This is a genomic window from Cytobacillus oceanisediminis, assembly GCF_007830235.1.
Classification (GTDB): Bacteria; Bacillota; Bacilli; order Bacillales; family Cytobacillaceae; genus Cytobacillus; species Cytobacillus oceanisediminis.
The window spans coordinates 76,378-92,622 of the sequence record NZ_VLKI01000005.1; the positions used below are offsets into that span (position 1 = coordinate 76,378).

Sequence of the window (16,245 nt, forward strand, 5' to 3'; positions counted from 1 at the left end):
ATTCTTCCCTTTTGATTTAACGATGTGTCCACAAAAGGATCTATACGGGAAAGTAAGGTGGAATTAAAGTGGACAGCAAAAACAAACTCAGCTTTACTTTTATTACGGTAGTCATCGGCTTTATGATTGCCGTACAGTTTCAAACTGTAAAAGAACCTGTTGTTCGTGATACAAGGGATACATGGCAGCTAAGAGAGGATTTGCTTAAAGAAAAGGAATTGCAATTGAAGCTGCTTCGCGAGATCAGTTCAAACGAAGAGAAAATTGCCCAATATGAAACAAAGCGCAAACAAAGCAAGGAGCAAGTGCTGCGTGAAACGCTGGAGGAATTAAGAATGGAAGCCGGATTAAGTGAAGTGACGGGACCGGGGATCATTTTGACTATTGAACCGGTTTATGAAGAACTGCTTCTAGGGAAACAAGTTGACTCTATCTCACCTGATTTACTGAAAAGGCTTGTTAATGAGCTAAATATGTATGATGCCCAGCATATTTCCATTGATGGGAGACGGGTCATCAACACTACTGTTATCCGTGATATCAACAGGGAAACAATGATAGACGGATATGCATTAAACCGGCTGCCTATTGAAATAAAAGTAATAGCAGAGAACGCTCAGTCAGCCGATAAGCTGTTCAACCGAATGCAAGTATCAAAATCTGCAGAGGAATTCTTCATAGACAATCTTCGGGTAAAGGTGCATAAGCCTGAAGATCCTGTCACCGTTCCGGCTTATGACGATGCACTCAGAATCAGATATATGGAGCCTGTGAAACCTGAAGAAGGAGGCAAATCATAATGTGGCTTCCTATTTTAGGATTAATCATAGGGGTTATACTTGGTTTATTAACGGATATAAAAATCCCTGATGAATACTCAAATTATTTATCCATCGCTGTCCTTGCTGCACTGGACACTCTATTCGGAGGAATTCGGGCACAGCTTCAAAATATCTATGATGAAAAAGTTTTCGTCTCCGGATTCTTTTTTAATATTTTACTGGCAGCAAGTTTAGCTTTTCTGGGTGTCCATCTTGGTGTAGACTTGTATTTAGCAGCAGTTTTTGCATTTGGAGTCAGGCTTTTCCAAAATATTGCGGTAATAAGGCGTATTCTAATTGCAAAATGGTCTCAAAACCAAGAAAAAACAGAAAAAAATTGATATTTAAAAAAGGGAATATATTAGTTTTGACGAATAATTTTATAGATAAACTACTAATTTTACACAAACAACAAAAAAATGATTGTTGTTCAATAATAATTGGAATTGCTAAAGGAGGTGCCAGAGAATGAACAGCAATGAAATATATGTTAGTCTTGACATCGGTACATCCAGTGTGAAAGTAATCATTGGGGAAATGGTCAATGACTCTTTAAATATTATTGGTGTGGGCAATGTGAAGTCAGAAGGTTTACGCAAAGGCTCCATTGTTGATATAGACGAAACCGTTCATTCTATTAAAAAGGCAATAGAACAGGCTGAGAGAATGATAGGAATGGAGATTAAAAATGTGATTGTAGGTATTACAGGCAATCATGTTATGCTTCAGCCATCACATGGCGTTGTAGCAGTTTCCAGTGAAAATAGGGAAATTACAGACGAGGATGTGGCTAGAGTTATTGATGCGGCGCAGGTCGTATCCATCCCTCCTGAAAGAGATATCATTGATGTAATCCCAAAACAGTTCATCGTTGACGGATTGGATGAGATTAGCGATCCCCGCGGAATGATCGGTGTGCGCCTTGAAATGGAGGGCACCATTATTACCGGATCCAAAACAATATTACATAACACACTGCGCTGTGTAGAACGTGCTGGGCTTGAAATTATGGATATTACGCTTCAGCCGCTGGCAGCAGGAGCTTTTGCCCTTTCGAAAGATGAAAAGAATCTTGGAGTGGCACTTGTGGACATTGGCGGCGGTTCTACAACAATCGCCTTGTTTGAAAATGGAGTATTGAAGGCAACCAGTGTCCTACCAGTCGGCGGGGACCATATAACAAAAGATTTATCAATTGGCCTTCGCACATCTACTGAAGATGCAGAAAACATTAAGACAAAGCATGGTTATGCATTCTATGACCATGCATCCGAAGATGAAGTATTCAGTGTTCCGATCATTGGCAGCGACCAGCATCAGCAATTTAACCAGCTTGAAATATCGGACATTATTGAAGCGAGGATGGAAGAGATATTTGACCTAATCCAGCATGAGGTAAAGCGCCTTGGAGCCAAGGATCTTCCTGGGGGCTATGTCCTTAGCGGGGGCGTAGCAAATACCCAGGGAATACTTGAATTGGCACAGGTCATTTTCCAAAATAGGGTGCGCATAGCAATCCCTGATTATATTGGTGTAAGGGAACCCCAGTACACAACAGCTGTCGGACTGATCAAGTTTGCTTATAAGAATGCCAAGATACAGGGCAGAAGAATGGAGCATCCAGTAACTGTTCCGGAAACAAAAGAGAAACGAGTTCAGAAACAACAACCGCAACCAAAAACAAAGCCGGAAAAACAGCCGGAAGAAAAAATCACATCAAGAGTTAAAAAGTTCCTCGGATACTTTTTCGAATAACTTGATTTGATTCGCATGGGTTTTGGAAACGGAATAAGCAGCCATTGGGCTATCAGCAAAAAAGACAAGCACGGCGAAGTAGGCAGCGTAGCCTATTTCCATGGTGCAAATAAAAAAGCGAATCAGAAAAAGGTGTTCTAAGGAATATCGACGAATTAGGAGGATTAGTCATGTTGGAATTTGATACGAATTTAGATTCATTAGCAACCATAAAAGTAATCGGCGTTGGAGGCGGCGGTAACAATGCTGTAAATAGAATGATTGAGCACGGTGTGCAGGGTGTCGAGTTTATTGCAGTTAACACAGATGCCCAGGCGTTGAACCTGTCAAAAGCTGAAGTGAAAATGCAAATTGGCGGAAAGCTTACAAGAGGCCTTGGTGCAGGTGCAAACCCTGAGGTAGGCAAAAAGGCAGCTGAAGAAAGCAAGGAGCAGGTTGAAGAAGCTCTAAAAGGCGCAGATATGGTATTCGTTACTGCCGGGATGGGAGGCGGAACTGGAACAGGGGCTGCTCCGGTAATTGCCCAAATTGCCCGTGATTTAGGTGCCTTGACAGTTGGAGTTGTTACCCGCCCATTTACGTTTGAAGGCAGAAAGCGTTCTACCCAGGCTGCCGGCGGTATTGCTTCCATGAAAGAAGCTGTTGATACCTTGATTGTCATTCCTAATGACAGGCTGTTAGAAATCGTTGATAAAAGCACTCCGATGCTTGAAGCATTCCGTGAGGCGGATAATGTTCTTCGCCAAGGTGTACAGGGTATTTCCGATTTGATTGCCGTACCAGGGCTAATCAACCTTGACTTTGCAGATGTAAAAACAATTATGTCCAATAAAGGATCAGCATTAATGGGGATAGGTGTTGCGGCAGGTGAAAACCGCGCTGCTGAAGCGGCGAAAAAAGCCATATCTTCACCATTGCTTGAAACGTCAATTGACGGAGCCCAAGGGGTTCTGATGAATATCACAGGCGGATCGAACCTGAGCCTGTATGAAGTCCAGGAAGCAGCTGATATTGTTGCTTCTGCATCAGATCAGGACGTAAACATGATTTTCGGTTCTGTTATTAATGAAAATCTTAAGGACGAAATCGTTGTAACCGTTATTGCAACCGGATTTAACGAGGAAGTCATCCAGCCTAAACCAACCAGACCTTCATTTGGACAGCCGAAAGCTGCCCCAAGCATGGGAATGGGAACGGCCAAACGTGAGCAAAAGAGAGAGGAAGCTCCACAAGAGCCTGTGAGAAGCAACCAGTCTCACCAACCAGAAGAAACTTTGGATATTCCAACCTTCCTCCGCAACCGCAACCGCAGAAGATAAGGATAGTACTATAAAAGAAACACCTGGAATCAGAGATAGTCTGTGATTCCAGGTGTTTTTTATAAGAAAGCTGTGTTAAAACTAATTGCTGATTAGCGCTGTGTTGATTGGAGCGGAAGGCTCGAGAATCCTCGAAAATGGATTCGCATTTCCTTCGTCCGATGCTTTTTCGAAGATGCTCTTCCAAAGTCCTGCGGGAAAAGCGTACCCAAGGGAGACCCCGAATGCGTAGAACCCCAAGGAGGCTCCGGGAAGCCCGCGGTTCGCTGAGTGCCTGCTGCAAAAATCAACACCCAAGTTTAATTGAGCCAACGAGAAAAAGCATGGCCCTGATATCAATCAGGGCCATACTTTTTTTGCTTTATACAGATTGTGGTTCTTTTAATTCCATTGAAGGACCAAAGAATTCATAACGGATATTTTCTTTTTTGAAACCAGATTCAAGCAATGCTTCGTACATGGCTTGCATAAACGGTACTGGACCGCACATATAAACCAGGCTATCCATATCTGAAACGATTGTTTTTAGCCATTCAGATGTTATATAGCCCTCTTTATTATAGGCCTTCTCTTCCTTATCCTTTTCGGATGGATTTTCATAACAGAAATAAGCTTTTACCAACTGATTATTTTCTTCTATATTTTTTACTTCCTCAGCAAAAGCGTGAACATTTCCATTGATTGCGGCATGGATAAAGGAAGTTTCGTTAGTCATGCCTGATGCATCTAGATGGCGAAGCATGCTAAGCATAGGGGTTATCCCAACGCCGCCGCTAAGAAGAACGATCGATTTATCAGTCTGTTCGAGAACAAATTCTCCTGCTGGAGCGCTTATTTCTATTTGATCACCTTCTTTTAATTCATTGTGAAGGTAGTTGGAAATCTTTCCTTCCGGCTTCCCGTTCGTTCCGTCTTCCTTCTTGACAGAAATACGATAGTATGCTTTTTCTGGAGAATCAGATAGGCTGTATTGACGGATGTGTGTAAATTCTTCCCCTTGGATATTTAACTTCACACTTATATATTGGCCTGGCAGATAGGCGGCAATATCTCCGCCATCAACTGGACTGAAGTAGAAAGATGTAATTACATCGCTTTCCTTAACTTTCTTAGTAACGTTAAATGTTCTGAAATCCTTCCAGCCGCCTGGTTTCTGGGAGGCCTCATCATAAAGGCTCTTTTCCAAGCCAATAAAAGCACCTGCAATAACTCCATATGCTTTTGTCCATGCCTCAATAATTTCGTCTGTAGCAGCATCTTTAAGAACCTCTTTTATTGCAAGGATTAAATGCTCCCCAACAATCGGATAATGCTCCGGTTTAATCCCTAGTGAACGGTGTTTATGGGCGATCTGTGTTACAACCGGCAAGATGACCTCAAGCTGGTCAATGTATTTTGCAGCGGCATAAACAGAGTTTGCGAGCGCTTTCTGCTGACGTCCCTGCTTTTGGTTTGCGTGGTTAAAAATATTTAATAGTTCAGGGTGATTTGTAAACATTAGCTTATAAAAAGTTTTAGTAATATCCTCGCCATGTTTTTCGAGTACAGGTACAGTGCTTTTAATAATCTCAATTGTTTTTGTGTCTAGCATCACAGCAAAACTCCTTTTTTATATTTTCACTGTCATTATAGGTCATATAAAAAAAGAAATATGTGATGTACATCACACTATTAAAAATAACAAAAACATTTAAAGAGCTAAAAAAGGAAAAATACTGACAAAATCCGAAGGGAATAGGGAAAATTTCTATCGTTTTGCTTACAGAAAGTGACACACTTTATCTCCTGTTATGCGCTATACTTTTTTCTAACAGAATCATAGCATCATAGCTTCCACAAAATTTTGGAGGCTTTCACTATGATTTATTTAAGTGCTTAGCTTTTTAAGGGGGAAGATAATTGGCGGTATATTTGGATATTATCTGGGCATTAAACTTTATGTTTGATAGCCTCCTCCTGTATTTGACAGCCATTATTTTAAAAAGAGAAGTTCGTCTCTGGAGAGTTTTTGCAGGAGGCTTGATAGGTTCGGTTATTATTTTATTAGTTTTTACTCCATTAAATGCCTATTCTGGACACCCCATAACAAAATTATTATTTTCTGCTGCCATGGTATTTACCGCATTTGGCTTTAAGCGGTTACGTTACTTTTTAAAAGGACTTATGACTTTTTATTTTGCTACATTTCTAATTGGAGGATCCTTGATCGGCATCCATTATTTTATTAAATTCGATTTTCAGCTTTCTTCTTCAGTTATGCTGGCAAGTGTTAAAGGATTTGGAGACCCGATCAGCTGGCTGTTCGTGCTGCTGGGCTTTCCGCTAGCCTGGCATTTTTCAAAAAGGAATATTGAAGGAATTGAAATGACCAAAATTCAATATGATTCCTTGGTCCAAGTCCTAATTGTTATTGAGGAAAAGGAATATCGTTTTAAAGGCCTGATTGACAGCGGCAACCAGCTTTATGATCCTATTTCGAAGATGCCGGTCATGTTTATTTCGATTAAAGACAGGCTTGAACAGTTTCCTCAAGAAATAATAAAAATTGCTGGAAACCCTGAAGAATTAATACTAGGAAATGAATCGATCGGCGGAGAATGGGAGCATAAAATGAGGGTTATACCTTGCAAGGTAGTTGGACAAGAACATCAGCTTATCATTGCTTTAAAACCTGACCGCATCGTCCTTGAAAAAGAAAATGAAATAATCGAAGCAGAAAGGGGATTGGTCTCCTTTTCCTTGCAGCAGCTTTCCGCTGATGATGCTTTCCAATGTATCGTTCATCCTAAAATGCTTACTGGCATAAGTAAAATGAAGCCAGATGCAAAGGTAAGTTAATATACTATACTCTGCAAAAACATAATTTAGAAGGAGGACAATTCATGAAAAAGTTAAAACTTCGCTTATCCTATTATTGGTATAAATTATTAATTAAGCTGGGGATCAAAACAGATGAAGTTTATTATATAGGCGGCAGCGAAGCACTCCCTCCTCCTCTCAGCAAGGAAGAAGAAGAAATGCTGTTAATTAAGCTCCCGAAAGGGGATAAAGCTGCAAGATCCATTCTGATTGAAAGAAACCTTAGGTTAGTTGTTTATATTGCGAGAAAGTTTGAAAACACGGGCATCAATATTGAGGATTTGATCAGCATTGGAACAATCGGTCTGATTAAAGCGGTAAATACCTTTAACCCTGAGAAAAAAATCAAGCTGGCTACATACGCTTCCCGATGTATAGAGAATGAGATTCTTATGTACTTAAGAAGAAATAATAAAATTCGCTCTGAAGTCTCCTTCGATGAACCATTAAATATAGATTGGGATGGGAATGAATTGCTGCTTTCCGATGTTCTTGGCACTGAGGATGACATTATTACCAAGGACCTGGAAGCAAATGTTGATAAAAAGCTGCTGCTAAAGGCTTTGCACCAGCTTTCAGACAGGGAGAAGCAGATCATGGAGCTGAGGTTTGGGCTTGGGTCTGGGGAAGAAAAAACCCAAAAAGACGTGGCAGATATGCTTGGAATTTCCCAGTCTTATATATCCCGCCTTGAAAAAAGAATCATTAAAAGATTGAAGAAGGAATTTAATAAGATGGTATAGAAAATTCAGAACAGTTTTTAAGGAATCATATCAATAATTTTTTTACAAAAATTTGCAAGTGAAAAACCTAGTGTTCATGATGTTTTGAGCATTTGCCCATCCGAAGGGCAGAATAGCAGGTGCATATTTTTCCTCCTCCAGGAGATACTGTTTTTTGTACAGCAGCTCCTGTGAGGAGGGAAATGGATTGACTCGAAATAAAGTAGAAATTTGCGGTGTTGATACTTCAAAGCTTCCAGTTTTAAAAAACGAAGAAATGAGAGAGCTCTTCAAGCAAATGCATAAGGGGGATATAACCGCACGGGAAAAACTCGTCAACGGCAACTTGCGTCTCGTCTTAAGTGTGATCCAGCGATTTAATAACAGAGGCGAATTTGTTGATGACCTGTTCCAGGTCGGCTGTATCGGTCTCATGAAATCTATTGATAATTTTGATTTAAGTCAAAACGTTAAGTTTTCCACCTATGCAGTCCCAATGATTATAGGGGAAATCCGAAGGTATCTGCGGGATAATAACCCTATTCGCGTATCGCGATCATTAAGGGATATTGCTTATAAAGCGCTGCAAGTGCGAGAACGCTTGATGAGTAAAACCTCAAGAGAACCGACAGCAGAAGAAATTGCCAAAGAGCTAGATGTTCCGCATGAGGAAATTGTTTTCGCATTGGATGCGATCCAAGATCCTGTTTCCTTATTTGAACCGATCTATAATGATGGAGGAGATCCGATTTACGTGATGGATCAATTGAGCGATGAACGCAACAAGGATATTCAATGGATTGAGGAAATAGCATTAAAAGAAGGTATGCGGAGGCTGAATGAAAGAGAAAAGCTGATTCTAAGGAAACGCTTCTTCCAGGGTAAAACCCAAATGGAAGTGGCCGAGGAAATTGGAATTTCCCAGGCACAAGTCTCCAGGCTGGAAAAAGCGGCCATTAAGCAAATGAATAAAAATATTCAAAGCTGAGCAGCCATTTTGGCTGCTTTTTGCTTTACCCAGCCTTTAGCTTTTATACTTTTCGCTCCTTTTCTAACATTTTTCCTATAGCAGCAAACATATATTTAATAAGAACATAAAATTGGGAGTGAAGTCTCGATGGTGAAAATATCTGAATTTCAGATGAAGGATGTTGTAAATGTTGCGGATGGCAGAAAGCTTGGGAATATAGGGGATATTGACATCAATATAAACACTGGCAAAATCGAAGCAGTTGTCATAGGTGGAGCAGGAAAAGTATTAGGCTTTTTCGGCAAGGATGAGGACATTGTCATTCCGTGGAAAAACATATTGAAAATCGGCGAAGATGTCATATTGGTTCGCTATAAAGACACACATGAGCTGAAATATATCGAGGAACAGGCGTAAAGATCGGTTATAGCTGTAAACGGGGCTAACTGTATGGTAAACTATAGAAAAATAAGATGGGGTTAAAAGTATGGAACCATTTTCTCTTAGAAATAAAGAGTATTTTGTGATAAAAGAATGGACAGATCGTTTTCCTAATATAACAGCAGGATTCACCACCAAGATTGGAGGCTGCAGCCAAAATGAGTTTAATGCTCTTAATGTAGGGCTGCATGTGAATGACAGCTATGAAGCGGTCAGCCAAAATCGCAAGCATGTGGCTGGCTTGCTTGGTTTTTCTCCAGATAAATGGGTTGGTGCGGAACAATCACATGAAGTAAGAATCCAAAAGATATCCAAGGATGACCAGGGAAAGGGCGCGCTTGTATATGAGGATTCTTTTCCAGGCACTGACGGGTTTTTTACATATGATAAGGATGTGCTATTAACTCTCTGTTATGCAGATTGTGTGCCGCTTTATTTTTTGCACGAAAAAACTGGAGCAATAGGTATTGCCCATGCAGGCTGGAAGGGTACAGTCGGGGGAATTGGCAGAGAAATGGCCAAGTTTTACAGCAATGAAGGAATCGATTTAGGTGAGGTTCGAGCGGTAATCGGGCCGTCCATTTGCAAGAATTGTTACATTGTTGATGATCGTGTCATTTCAAAAGTGCAAAAAATACTAGAAGATGTCGAGATAAAGCCATATAATTTAATTAATGACAATCAGTACCATCTAGACTTGAAAGAGCTGAATAAGCAAATTCTTTTGAGTGCTGGTATTTTAGAAGCTAATATTACGATTACGGAATATTGTACAAGCTGCCATCAGGACTATTTCTTCTCCCATCGAAGAGATAAAGGGAGAACAGGAAGAATGATGAGCTTTATCGGATGGAAGGAGGAAGTCTGAAGCTAAATGAAAGTTGAAGAGAATTTAAAGCAAATAAAGTCTGCCATTCTGAAAGCGTGCGAAAAAGTGGACCGTAATCCTGAGGATATAACAGTTATTGCGGTTACCAAATATGTTTCAGCAGAAAGGGCCCAGGAAGCCCTTGAGACCGGGATTGATCATTTAGGTGAAAACAGAGATGATGGACTCCTTGCTAAGTGGGAAGTTTTAAAGGACAAGCCGACCTGGCACTTTATCGGTACACTTCAAACCCGAAAGGTAAAAAGCATTATTGATAAGGTTGATTTTATCCATTCACTGGACCGGATTTCCCTTGCAAAGGAAATTGATAAGCGGGCAGCAAAAAAAATAAATTGTTTTGTTCAGGTCAATGTTTCTGGGGAAGAGTCCAAACAGGGAATTAATCCTGAAGATGTGGCTGAATTCATTTCAAGCATGGCAGAGTATAAGAACCTGAACATTATCGGTCTTATGACGATGGCGCCGTTCACTTCCGATGAAGATTTGCTGCGTTCCTGTTTCCGGAAGCTGAAGGACATTCAAGCAGAGGTGAGAGATCTTAATTACGATTTTGCTCCATGCACTGAGCTTTCAATGGGCATGTCCAACGATTTTGCCATCGCCATTGAAGAAGGGTCTACCATGGTGAGAATTGGAACTGCTTTAGTAGGCGAAAAGGATCAGGAGGTTCAATAAAATGAGTATAAAATCAAAATTTAAAACATTTTTCTTCCTGGATGATGAATATGACTATAAGGAAGAGGAAATCATCGAAGAAGAAAGAGAACCGGTAAAGCAGGTGCAGAAACAGCAGCAGCCAGTTCAAAAGCAAAATATTGTCAGCCTGCAAAGTGTGCAGAAATCTTCTAAAGTAGTCCTTGTTGAACCCCGTGTGTATGCGGAAGCACAGGATATTGCTGATCAGCTAAAAAATAGAAGGGCCGTTGTGGTGAACTTGCAAAGAATTGATAAGGATCAGGCCAAACGGATCGTTGATTTTTTAAGCGGAACAGTTTATGCCATCGGCGGAGATATTCAAAAGGTCGGGACAGATATTTTCTTATGCACGCCTGATAACGTTGAAGTTTCGGGAAGCATCTCTCAATTGATGAAGGAACAAGAATTCGAAAGTACGAGGTGGTAACACTTAATGGAATTTTTATTTGGAATCTTATCACAAGCAATTTATTATTATTCATGGGCATTAATCATTTATATTCTGCTGTCCTGGTTTCCGAATGCGAGAGAGTCAGCTTTTGGCCAGTTTCTTGCCAGAATTTGCGAACCATATCTTGAACCATTCCGTAAGATCATTCCTCCGCTTGGCATGATTGATATTTCACCAATCGTTGCCATTTTGGTCCTGCGTTTTGCTACTGGAGGATTGCACCAGTTGTATCAATGGATTGCTTAAGCATAAAAAAGGGGGCTTATAAGGCCCTTTTTTATTTTGTAAAGGCTGTGTTAATGCTCAATGTTGATTTTAGCACCCTGTTGGTTGGAGCGGAAGGCACGAGATCCTCGAAATTGCTAACGCATTTTCTTCGTGCGGTGTTTATTCGTGGAAGCTTATTCAATGTCCTGCGGGAGAAGCGTGTCGCGGGAGACCCCGCAGGCGCGAATGCGTCGAGGAGCGTCGGACCGCCCTCTGTTCGCTGAGCTTCTTGAGCGGAAATCAACAGGCCAATTTAACACAGCCTTTGTAAAAAGGAGGCTTTGATTTAAATGAGCATCTATCAGCACTTCCGTCCGGAAGAAAAAGAGGTTATTGACCAGGTCCTCAATTGGAAGGATCAGGTGGAAAATACATACGCTCCAAAGCTCACCGATTTTCTTGATCCGAGGGAGCAGCATATTCTTAAAAGCATAATAGGCCAGCATTCAGGGATACAGTGGGATTTATTTGGAGGTATACCTAACGCAGAGAGGAAAAGGGCTCTTATATTCCCTGATTATTACGAAAGTGATAAGGATGATTTTCAGATTTGCTTATTTGAAGTTGAATATCCAAAAAAGTTTATTACACTCGAACATCGCCAGGTTTTAGGCAGCCTGATGTCCCTTGGATTGAAGCGAGGGAAATTCGGGGATATTCTTTTCGAAGACGACAGGATCCAATTCTTTGTTTCTGAAGAAGTTGAGGACTATATTCGCCTTCAGCTGGAGTCAATCGGCAGAGCTTCTGTAACTCTTAGCAAGCTGCCCTTTGCTGAATCGATTCAAACCAGTGAGGAATGGCGGGAATGTTCTGTCACATCAACCTCCTTAAGGCTTGATACAGTCATTTCAGCCGTATACAATATCTCCAGGCAAAAATCCCAGCTTTTTATCCAGCAGGGAATGGTTAAAGTCAATTGGACATTAATTGAAAACCCCTCCTTTGAATGCAAAGAAGGAGATATGATTTCAGTCAGGGGACAAGGGCGTTCCAAAATCATGGGGATTGAAGGGAAAACCAAGAAGGAAAAATGGAGAATTATCGCCGGAAGGCAAAAATAATTTAAAATAATGCAGGAAATTGAAGCAACCTGTCGAATAAATAAATCAAAAGATAGCGGAGTCTGTTATAATGAAAAAGAACCAGCAGGCTCAGACAAATTTTTACATAAGAACAACAGACCTGGGAGGTGGCACCTATGCCATTAACACCGTTAGATATTCATAACAAGGAATTCAGCAAAGGATTCCGCGGATATGATGAAGATGAAGTAAATGAGTTCCTCGACCAAATCATTAAAGATTATGAAATCCTGATTAGGGAGAAAAAGGAGCTTGAAGAGAAGCTTAATGAAGTTAACGATCGCATTGGCCACTTTACCACAATTGAAGAGACTTTGAATAAATCCATTGTGGTGGCACAGGAAGCTGCAGAAGAAGTTAAGCGCAATGCCCATAAGGAAGCAAAGCTGATCATTAAAGAAGCGGAAAAGAATGCTGACCGGATTGTTAATGAGTCGTTATCAAAAGCCAGAAAAATAGCTTTGGATATCGAAGACTTGAAGAAACAATCCAAAGTATTCAGAACCCGTTTCAAAATGCTAGTTGAAGCACAGCTTGATATGCTGAACAATGATGATTGGGATCATTTAATGGAGTATAAGCTTGACTCTACAGACCTAAAATCATTAAAAGAAGAGGAAGAATCACTGGCTTGACGAAAGCCGGAGATATCGCATATAATTTTAAAACAAAGTAAATACCATGTTTATGAACGATGAGAGGGACAGTACAGTTTTTTTAGCTTAAGTGCAGAAGTGCATGTGCACTCTGTTAGCGAGCCGGGGACGGTGGAAGCCCGGGGATAAGCAGAGAATTGGAAAATCACCCTTGAGTTCCTTGCCGAACATTCTTTAGAACGAGTAGGCCAAGGCGAATCATTCACGTTAAGAATGCTTTGAGCGGATGGAATTGAGTAATTCCGTCTACAAGGGTGGTACCGCGGGAGAATAAAACCTTCTCGTCCCTTTTTGGGATGAGAGGGTTTTTTGTGTTTTCCGTTGATTTATCTGCTCTCACTTTGGCAATCATGGTATTTAATGAGTTTGTCGCAGTCTAACGGGCAGTAGGACTCCCGCTTCAAGACTCGAAGGAATGGAAGGTGGATAAGCGGGAGTGCAACTGCCCATAAAGGCCCGATTGGTTCAACTAACAATCAGTGGGGATAAAGCCCCCCACTGATTGAAGTTTCACTTTATACAGGAGGAAATGGAATGGATTACAAAGATAGTTTATTAATGCCGAATACAGAATTCCCGATGCGCGGCAATCTTCCAAAGCGCGAACCTGAGGTTCAGGCAAAATGGGAAGAAATGAATATTTATGAAAAGGTACAGGAACGCACTAAAGGCCGTCCGATGTTTGTGCTGCACGATGGCCCTCCATATGCAAATGGCGATATTCATATCGGCCATGCCCTGAACAAAATCCTTAAGGATTTCATCGTCCGTTCCAAGTCTATGACGGGATACAATGCCCCATATGTTCCCGGATGGGACACACATGGTTTGCCGATTGAGCAGGCTTTGACAAATAAAGGGGTAAAGAGGAAAGAAATGAGTGTTGCGGAATTCCGCAAACTTTGCGAAGAGTACGCTTATGAGCAAATTGACAGTCAGCGAGGACAATTTAAGCGTTTGGGGGTAAGAGGTGATTGGGAGAACCCATATATCACTTTGAAGCCTGAATACGAGGCGCAGCAAATTAAAGTGTTTGGAGAAATGGCTAAAAAGGGCTATATTTACAAAGGCAAAAAGCCTGTTTATTGGTCTCCGTCATCTGAATCTGCATTGGCTGAAGCCGAAATTGAATATAAAGATAAACGTTCACCATCGATCTATGTTGGATTTAAAGTAAAAGACGGAAAGAACGTTTTGGATAACGATACGCAAATCATCATTTGGACAACAACTCCTTGGACGATTCCTGCCAACCTTGGAATTTCTGTTCATCCGGAGCTTAATTATGCTGTAGCTGAAGCAAGCGGCCAAAAATATCTTGTTGCTGAAGATTTATTGTCGTCAGTAGCAAAAGAGTTCGAATGGGAAGACCATAATGTTGTTAAAACAATTAAAGGAAGCGAGCTTGAGCATGTAATTGCTAAGCATCCTCTTTATGGGCGTGACTCCCTTGTTATGCTGGGCGAGCATGTAACTACAGATGCAGGTACTGGCTGTGTTCACACGGCTCCTGGCCATGGGGAAGACGATTTCCATGTTGGTATGAAATATGGATTGGACGTATTATGCCCGGTAGATGATAAAGGTAACATGACAAATGAAGCACCTGGATTTGAGGGCTTGTTCTATGATGCTGCCAACAAACCAATTACGGAAAAGCTTGATGAAGTTGGCGCTTTGTTAAAGCTAACATTCATTACTCACTCTTATCCTCATGACTGGAGAACCAAAAAGCCGGTTATTTTCCGTGCCACTGCACAATGGTTTGCATCCATTAAGGATTTCCGCAATGAGCTTTTAGAAGCTGTTAAGGAAACTAATTGGTATCCTGCATGGGGTGAAACGAGACTGTTCAACATGGTCCGCGACCGCGGAGATTGGTGTATTTCCCGCCAGCGTGTGTGGGGTGTGCCAATTCCTGTCTTTTATGCAGAAAGTGGAGAAGAAATTATTACAGATGAGACAATTGAACATGTATCAAATCTTTTCCGTGAAAATGGTTCAAATATTTGGTTTGAAAAAGAAGCGAAGGAATTGCTTCCTGAAGGGTTTACTCACCCTGGCAGCCCGAACGGCCAATTTACAAAAGAAACGGATATCATGGACGTTTGGTTTGATTCCGGTTCCTCCCACCAGGCGGTTCTTTTAGAACGCGATGATTTGCAGCGTCCTGCAGACTTATACCTCGAGGGATCCGACCAGTACCGTGGTTGGTTCAATTCCTCGTTATCCACTGCAGTAGCTGTTACAGGAAAAGCTCCTTATAAAGGTGTCCTAAGTCATGGTTTTACCCTGGACGGAGAAGGCAGAAAAATGAGTAAGTCAATCGGTAATGTTGTCGTACCAGCCAAAGTTATGAACCAGCTTGGTGCTGACATCCTTCGTTTGTGGGTTGCGTCCGTTGATTACCAGGCGGATGTCCGTGTTTCCGATGCAATCCTGAAACAGGTTGCTGAAGTCTACCGGAAGATCCGCAACACTTTCCGTTTCTTGCTTGGAAATCTTGCTGACTTTAACCCGGCTTCCGATTCCGTTTCATTTGAAAACCTGCGCGAAGTTGATCAGTTCATGCTTGTAAAGCTTAATAAATTGATTAAGAGCGTACGTGAGTCTTATGACCGCTATGAATTTGCCGGCATCTACCACGCAGTCAATAATTTCTGTACATTGGATCTAAGTGCGTTCTATCTTGATTTTGCAAAAGATGTTCTTTACATTGAAGCAAAAGATAATGCAGAGCGCCGCGCGATCCAAACAGTACTTTATGAGAGCTTGATTGCTCTTACAAAACTTGTAGCACCAATTCTTTCCCATACAGCAGATGAAGTTTGGAGCTTTATCCCAAATGTGGAAGAAGAGAGTGTACAATTAACTGATATGCCGGAATATCAAGAGCTTCCAAGTGCCAAGCAGCTTGAAGAAAAATGGACGGCATTTATGAAGCTTCGCGATGATGTTTTAAAGGCATTGGAAGAAGCGCGCAATGAAAAGGTTATCGGCAAATCGCTGACAGCAAAAGTCACTCTTTATGTTAACGATCATGCTAAAAACCTTTTGGATTCTATCCAGGAAAACCTTCAGCAGCTCTTTATCGTTTCAGGGTTTGAAGTAGCAGGAAGCCTGGGAGATGCTCCTGAAAACGCCATGAAATTTGAAAACACTGCAATTGTTGTTACCAAAGCAGAAGGCGAAACTTGCGAGCGCTGCTGGACAGTAACACCAGAAGTGGGCCAGACAGAGGGCTACGACACACTTTGCCCTCGCTGTGCTGATGTTGTAAAAAATAATTATAGCCATTTGGCTTAATAATGGAG

Annotated in this window: 16 protein-coding genes and 1 other annotated feature; of the genes, 15 read left to right on the top strand and 1 reads right to left on the bottom strand. The window is 41.3% G+C overall.

The window, feature by feature from the left end; translation table 11 throughout:
• Nucleotides 1-68 precede the first annotated feature (68 nt).
• From IQ19_RS10690 to ftsZ, 4 genes are all read left to right on the top strand, one after another.
• Complete coding sequence (locus IQ19_RS10690) at nt 69-800, top strand: DUF881 domain-containing protein (RefSeq protein WP_144542415.1); 732 nt, start codon at nt 69-71, stop codon at nt 798-800.
• A complete protein-coding gene (locus tag IQ19_RS10695; RefSeq protein ID WP_144542416.1) occupies nt 800-1,162 on the top strand; it encodes a small basic family protein in 363 nt (120 codons plus the stop codon). The genes IQ19_RS10690 and IQ19_RS10695 overlap by 1 nt, the downstream gene beginning before the upstream one ends.
• A 127-nt stretch (nt 1,163-1,289) precedes the next feature.
• Nucleotides 1,290-2,576 carry a cell division protein FtsA gene (gene ftsA, locus IQ19_RS10700; RefSeq protein ID WP_144542417.1) on the top strand — a complete coding sequence of 429 codons (1,287 nt, stop codon included), beginning with the start codon at nt 1,290-1,292 and terminating at the stop codon, nt 2,574-2,576.
• A gap of 170 nt (nt 2,577-2,746) precedes the next feature.
• Nucleotides 2,747-3,895 (top strand): cell division protein FtsZ, encoded by a 1,149-nt coding sequence (gene ftsZ / locus IQ19_RS10705; RefSeq protein ID WP_144542418.1) that lies wholly within the window; start codon nt 2,747-2,749, stop codon nt 3,893-3,895.
• 361 nt (nt 3,896-4,256) lie between these two features.
• Here the strand turns inward: ftsZ and hmpA are convergent, their stop codons facing one another.
• Nucleotides 4,257-5,486: an NO-inducible flavohemoprotein gene (gene hmpA, locus IQ19_RS10710; RefSeq protein WP_144542419.1), complete on the bottom strand. Its 1,230-nt coding sequence runs from the start codon at nt 5,484-5,486 to the stop codon at nt 4,257-4,259.
• Nucleotides 5,487-5,794: 308 nt separating this feature from the next.
• Between hmpA and spoIIGA the strand changes: the two genes are divergently transcribed.
• The 11 genes from spoIIGA (at nt 5,795) to ileS (ending at nt 16,237) form a co-directional block, all read left to right on the top strand.
• Nucleotides 5,795-6,733 (top strand): sigma-E processing peptidase SpoIIGA, encoded by a 939-nt coding sequence (spoIIGA, locus tag IQ19_RS10715; RefSeq protein WP_144542420.1) that lies wholly within the window; start codon nt 5,795-5,797, stop codon nt 6,731-6,733.
• A 44-nt stretch (nt 6,734-6,777) separates the two neighbouring features.
• Nucleotides 6,778-7,497, top strand: coding sequence for an RNA polymerase sporulation sigma factor SigE (gene sigE / locus IQ19_RS10720; protein ID WP_009330857.1), 720 nt, complete (start codon nt 6,778-6,780; stop codon nt 7,495-7,497).
• Between the two features lie 187 nt (nt 7,498-7,684).
• Nucleotides 7,685-8,464 carry an RNA polymerase sporulation sigma factor SigG gene (sigG, locus tag IQ19_RS10725; protein WP_026041699.1) on the top strand — a complete coding sequence of 260 codons (780 nt, stop codon included), beginning with the start codon at nt 7,685-7,687 and terminating at the stop codon, nt 8,462-8,464.
• A gap of 129 nt (nt 8,465-8,593) precedes the next feature.
• Nucleotides 8,594-8,863 (top strand): YlmC/YmxH family sporulation protein, encoded by a 270-nt coding sequence (locus tag IQ19_RS10730; RefSeq protein WP_144542421.1) that lies wholly within the window; start codon nt 8,594-8,596, stop codon nt 8,861-8,863.
• Between the two features lie 70 nt (nt 8,864-8,933).
• On the top strand, nt 8,934-9,755 hold the full coding sequence (gene pgeF, locus IQ19_RS10735) for a peptidoglycan editing factor PgeF (RefSeq protein WP_144542422.1): 822 nt from the start codon (nt 8,934-8,936) through the stop codon (nt 9,753-9,755).
• A gap of 6 nt (nt 9,756-9,761) precedes the next feature.
• Nucleotides 9,762-10,451 carry a YggS family pyridoxal phosphate-dependent enzyme gene (locus IQ19_RS10740; protein WP_144542423.1) on the top strand — a complete coding sequence of 230 codons (690 nt, stop codon included), beginning with the start codon at nt 9,762-9,764 and terminating at the stop codon, nt 10,449-10,451.
• A gap of 1 nt (nt 10,452) precedes the next feature.
• Complete coding sequence (locus IQ19_RS10745; protein WP_144542424.1) at nt 10,453-10,899, top strand: cell division protein SepF; 447 nt, start codon at nt 10,453-10,455, stop codon at nt 10,897-10,899.
• Nucleotides 10,900-10,905: 6 nt separating this feature from the next.
• Nucleotides 10,906-11,169, top strand: a complete 264-nt coding sequence (locus IQ19_RS10750) for a YggT family protein (RefSeq protein WP_144542425.1) — start codon at nt 10,906-10,908, stop codon at nt 11,167-11,169.
• 311 nt (nt 11,170-11,480) lie between these two features.
• The gene (locus IQ19_RS10755) at nt 11,481-12,254 is read left to right on the top strand and encodes a YlmH family RNA-binding protein (RefSeq protein WP_144542426.1); all 774 of its coding nucleotides are present in this window, start codon (nt 11,481-11,483) and stop codon (nt 12,252-12,254) included.
• Nucleotides 12,255-12,391: 137 nt separating this feature from the next.
• On the top strand, nt 12,392-12,910 hold the full coding sequence (locus IQ19_RS10760; protein ID WP_110065760.1) for a DivIVA domain-containing protein: 519 nt from the start codon (nt 12,392-12,394) through the stop codon (nt 12,908-12,910).
• 50 nt (nt 12,911-12,960) lie between these two features.
• Nucleotides 12,961-13,223 (top strand) — a binding site (T-box leader).
• Nucleotides 13,224-13,465: 242 nt separating this feature from the next.
• On the top strand, nt 13,466-16,237 hold the full coding sequence (gene ileS / locus IQ19_RS10765; protein WP_144542427.1) for an isoleucine--tRNA ligase: 2,772 nt from the start codon (nt 13,466-13,468) through the stop codon (nt 16,235-16,237).
• Nucleotides 16,238-16,245: the final 8 nt, after the last annotated feature.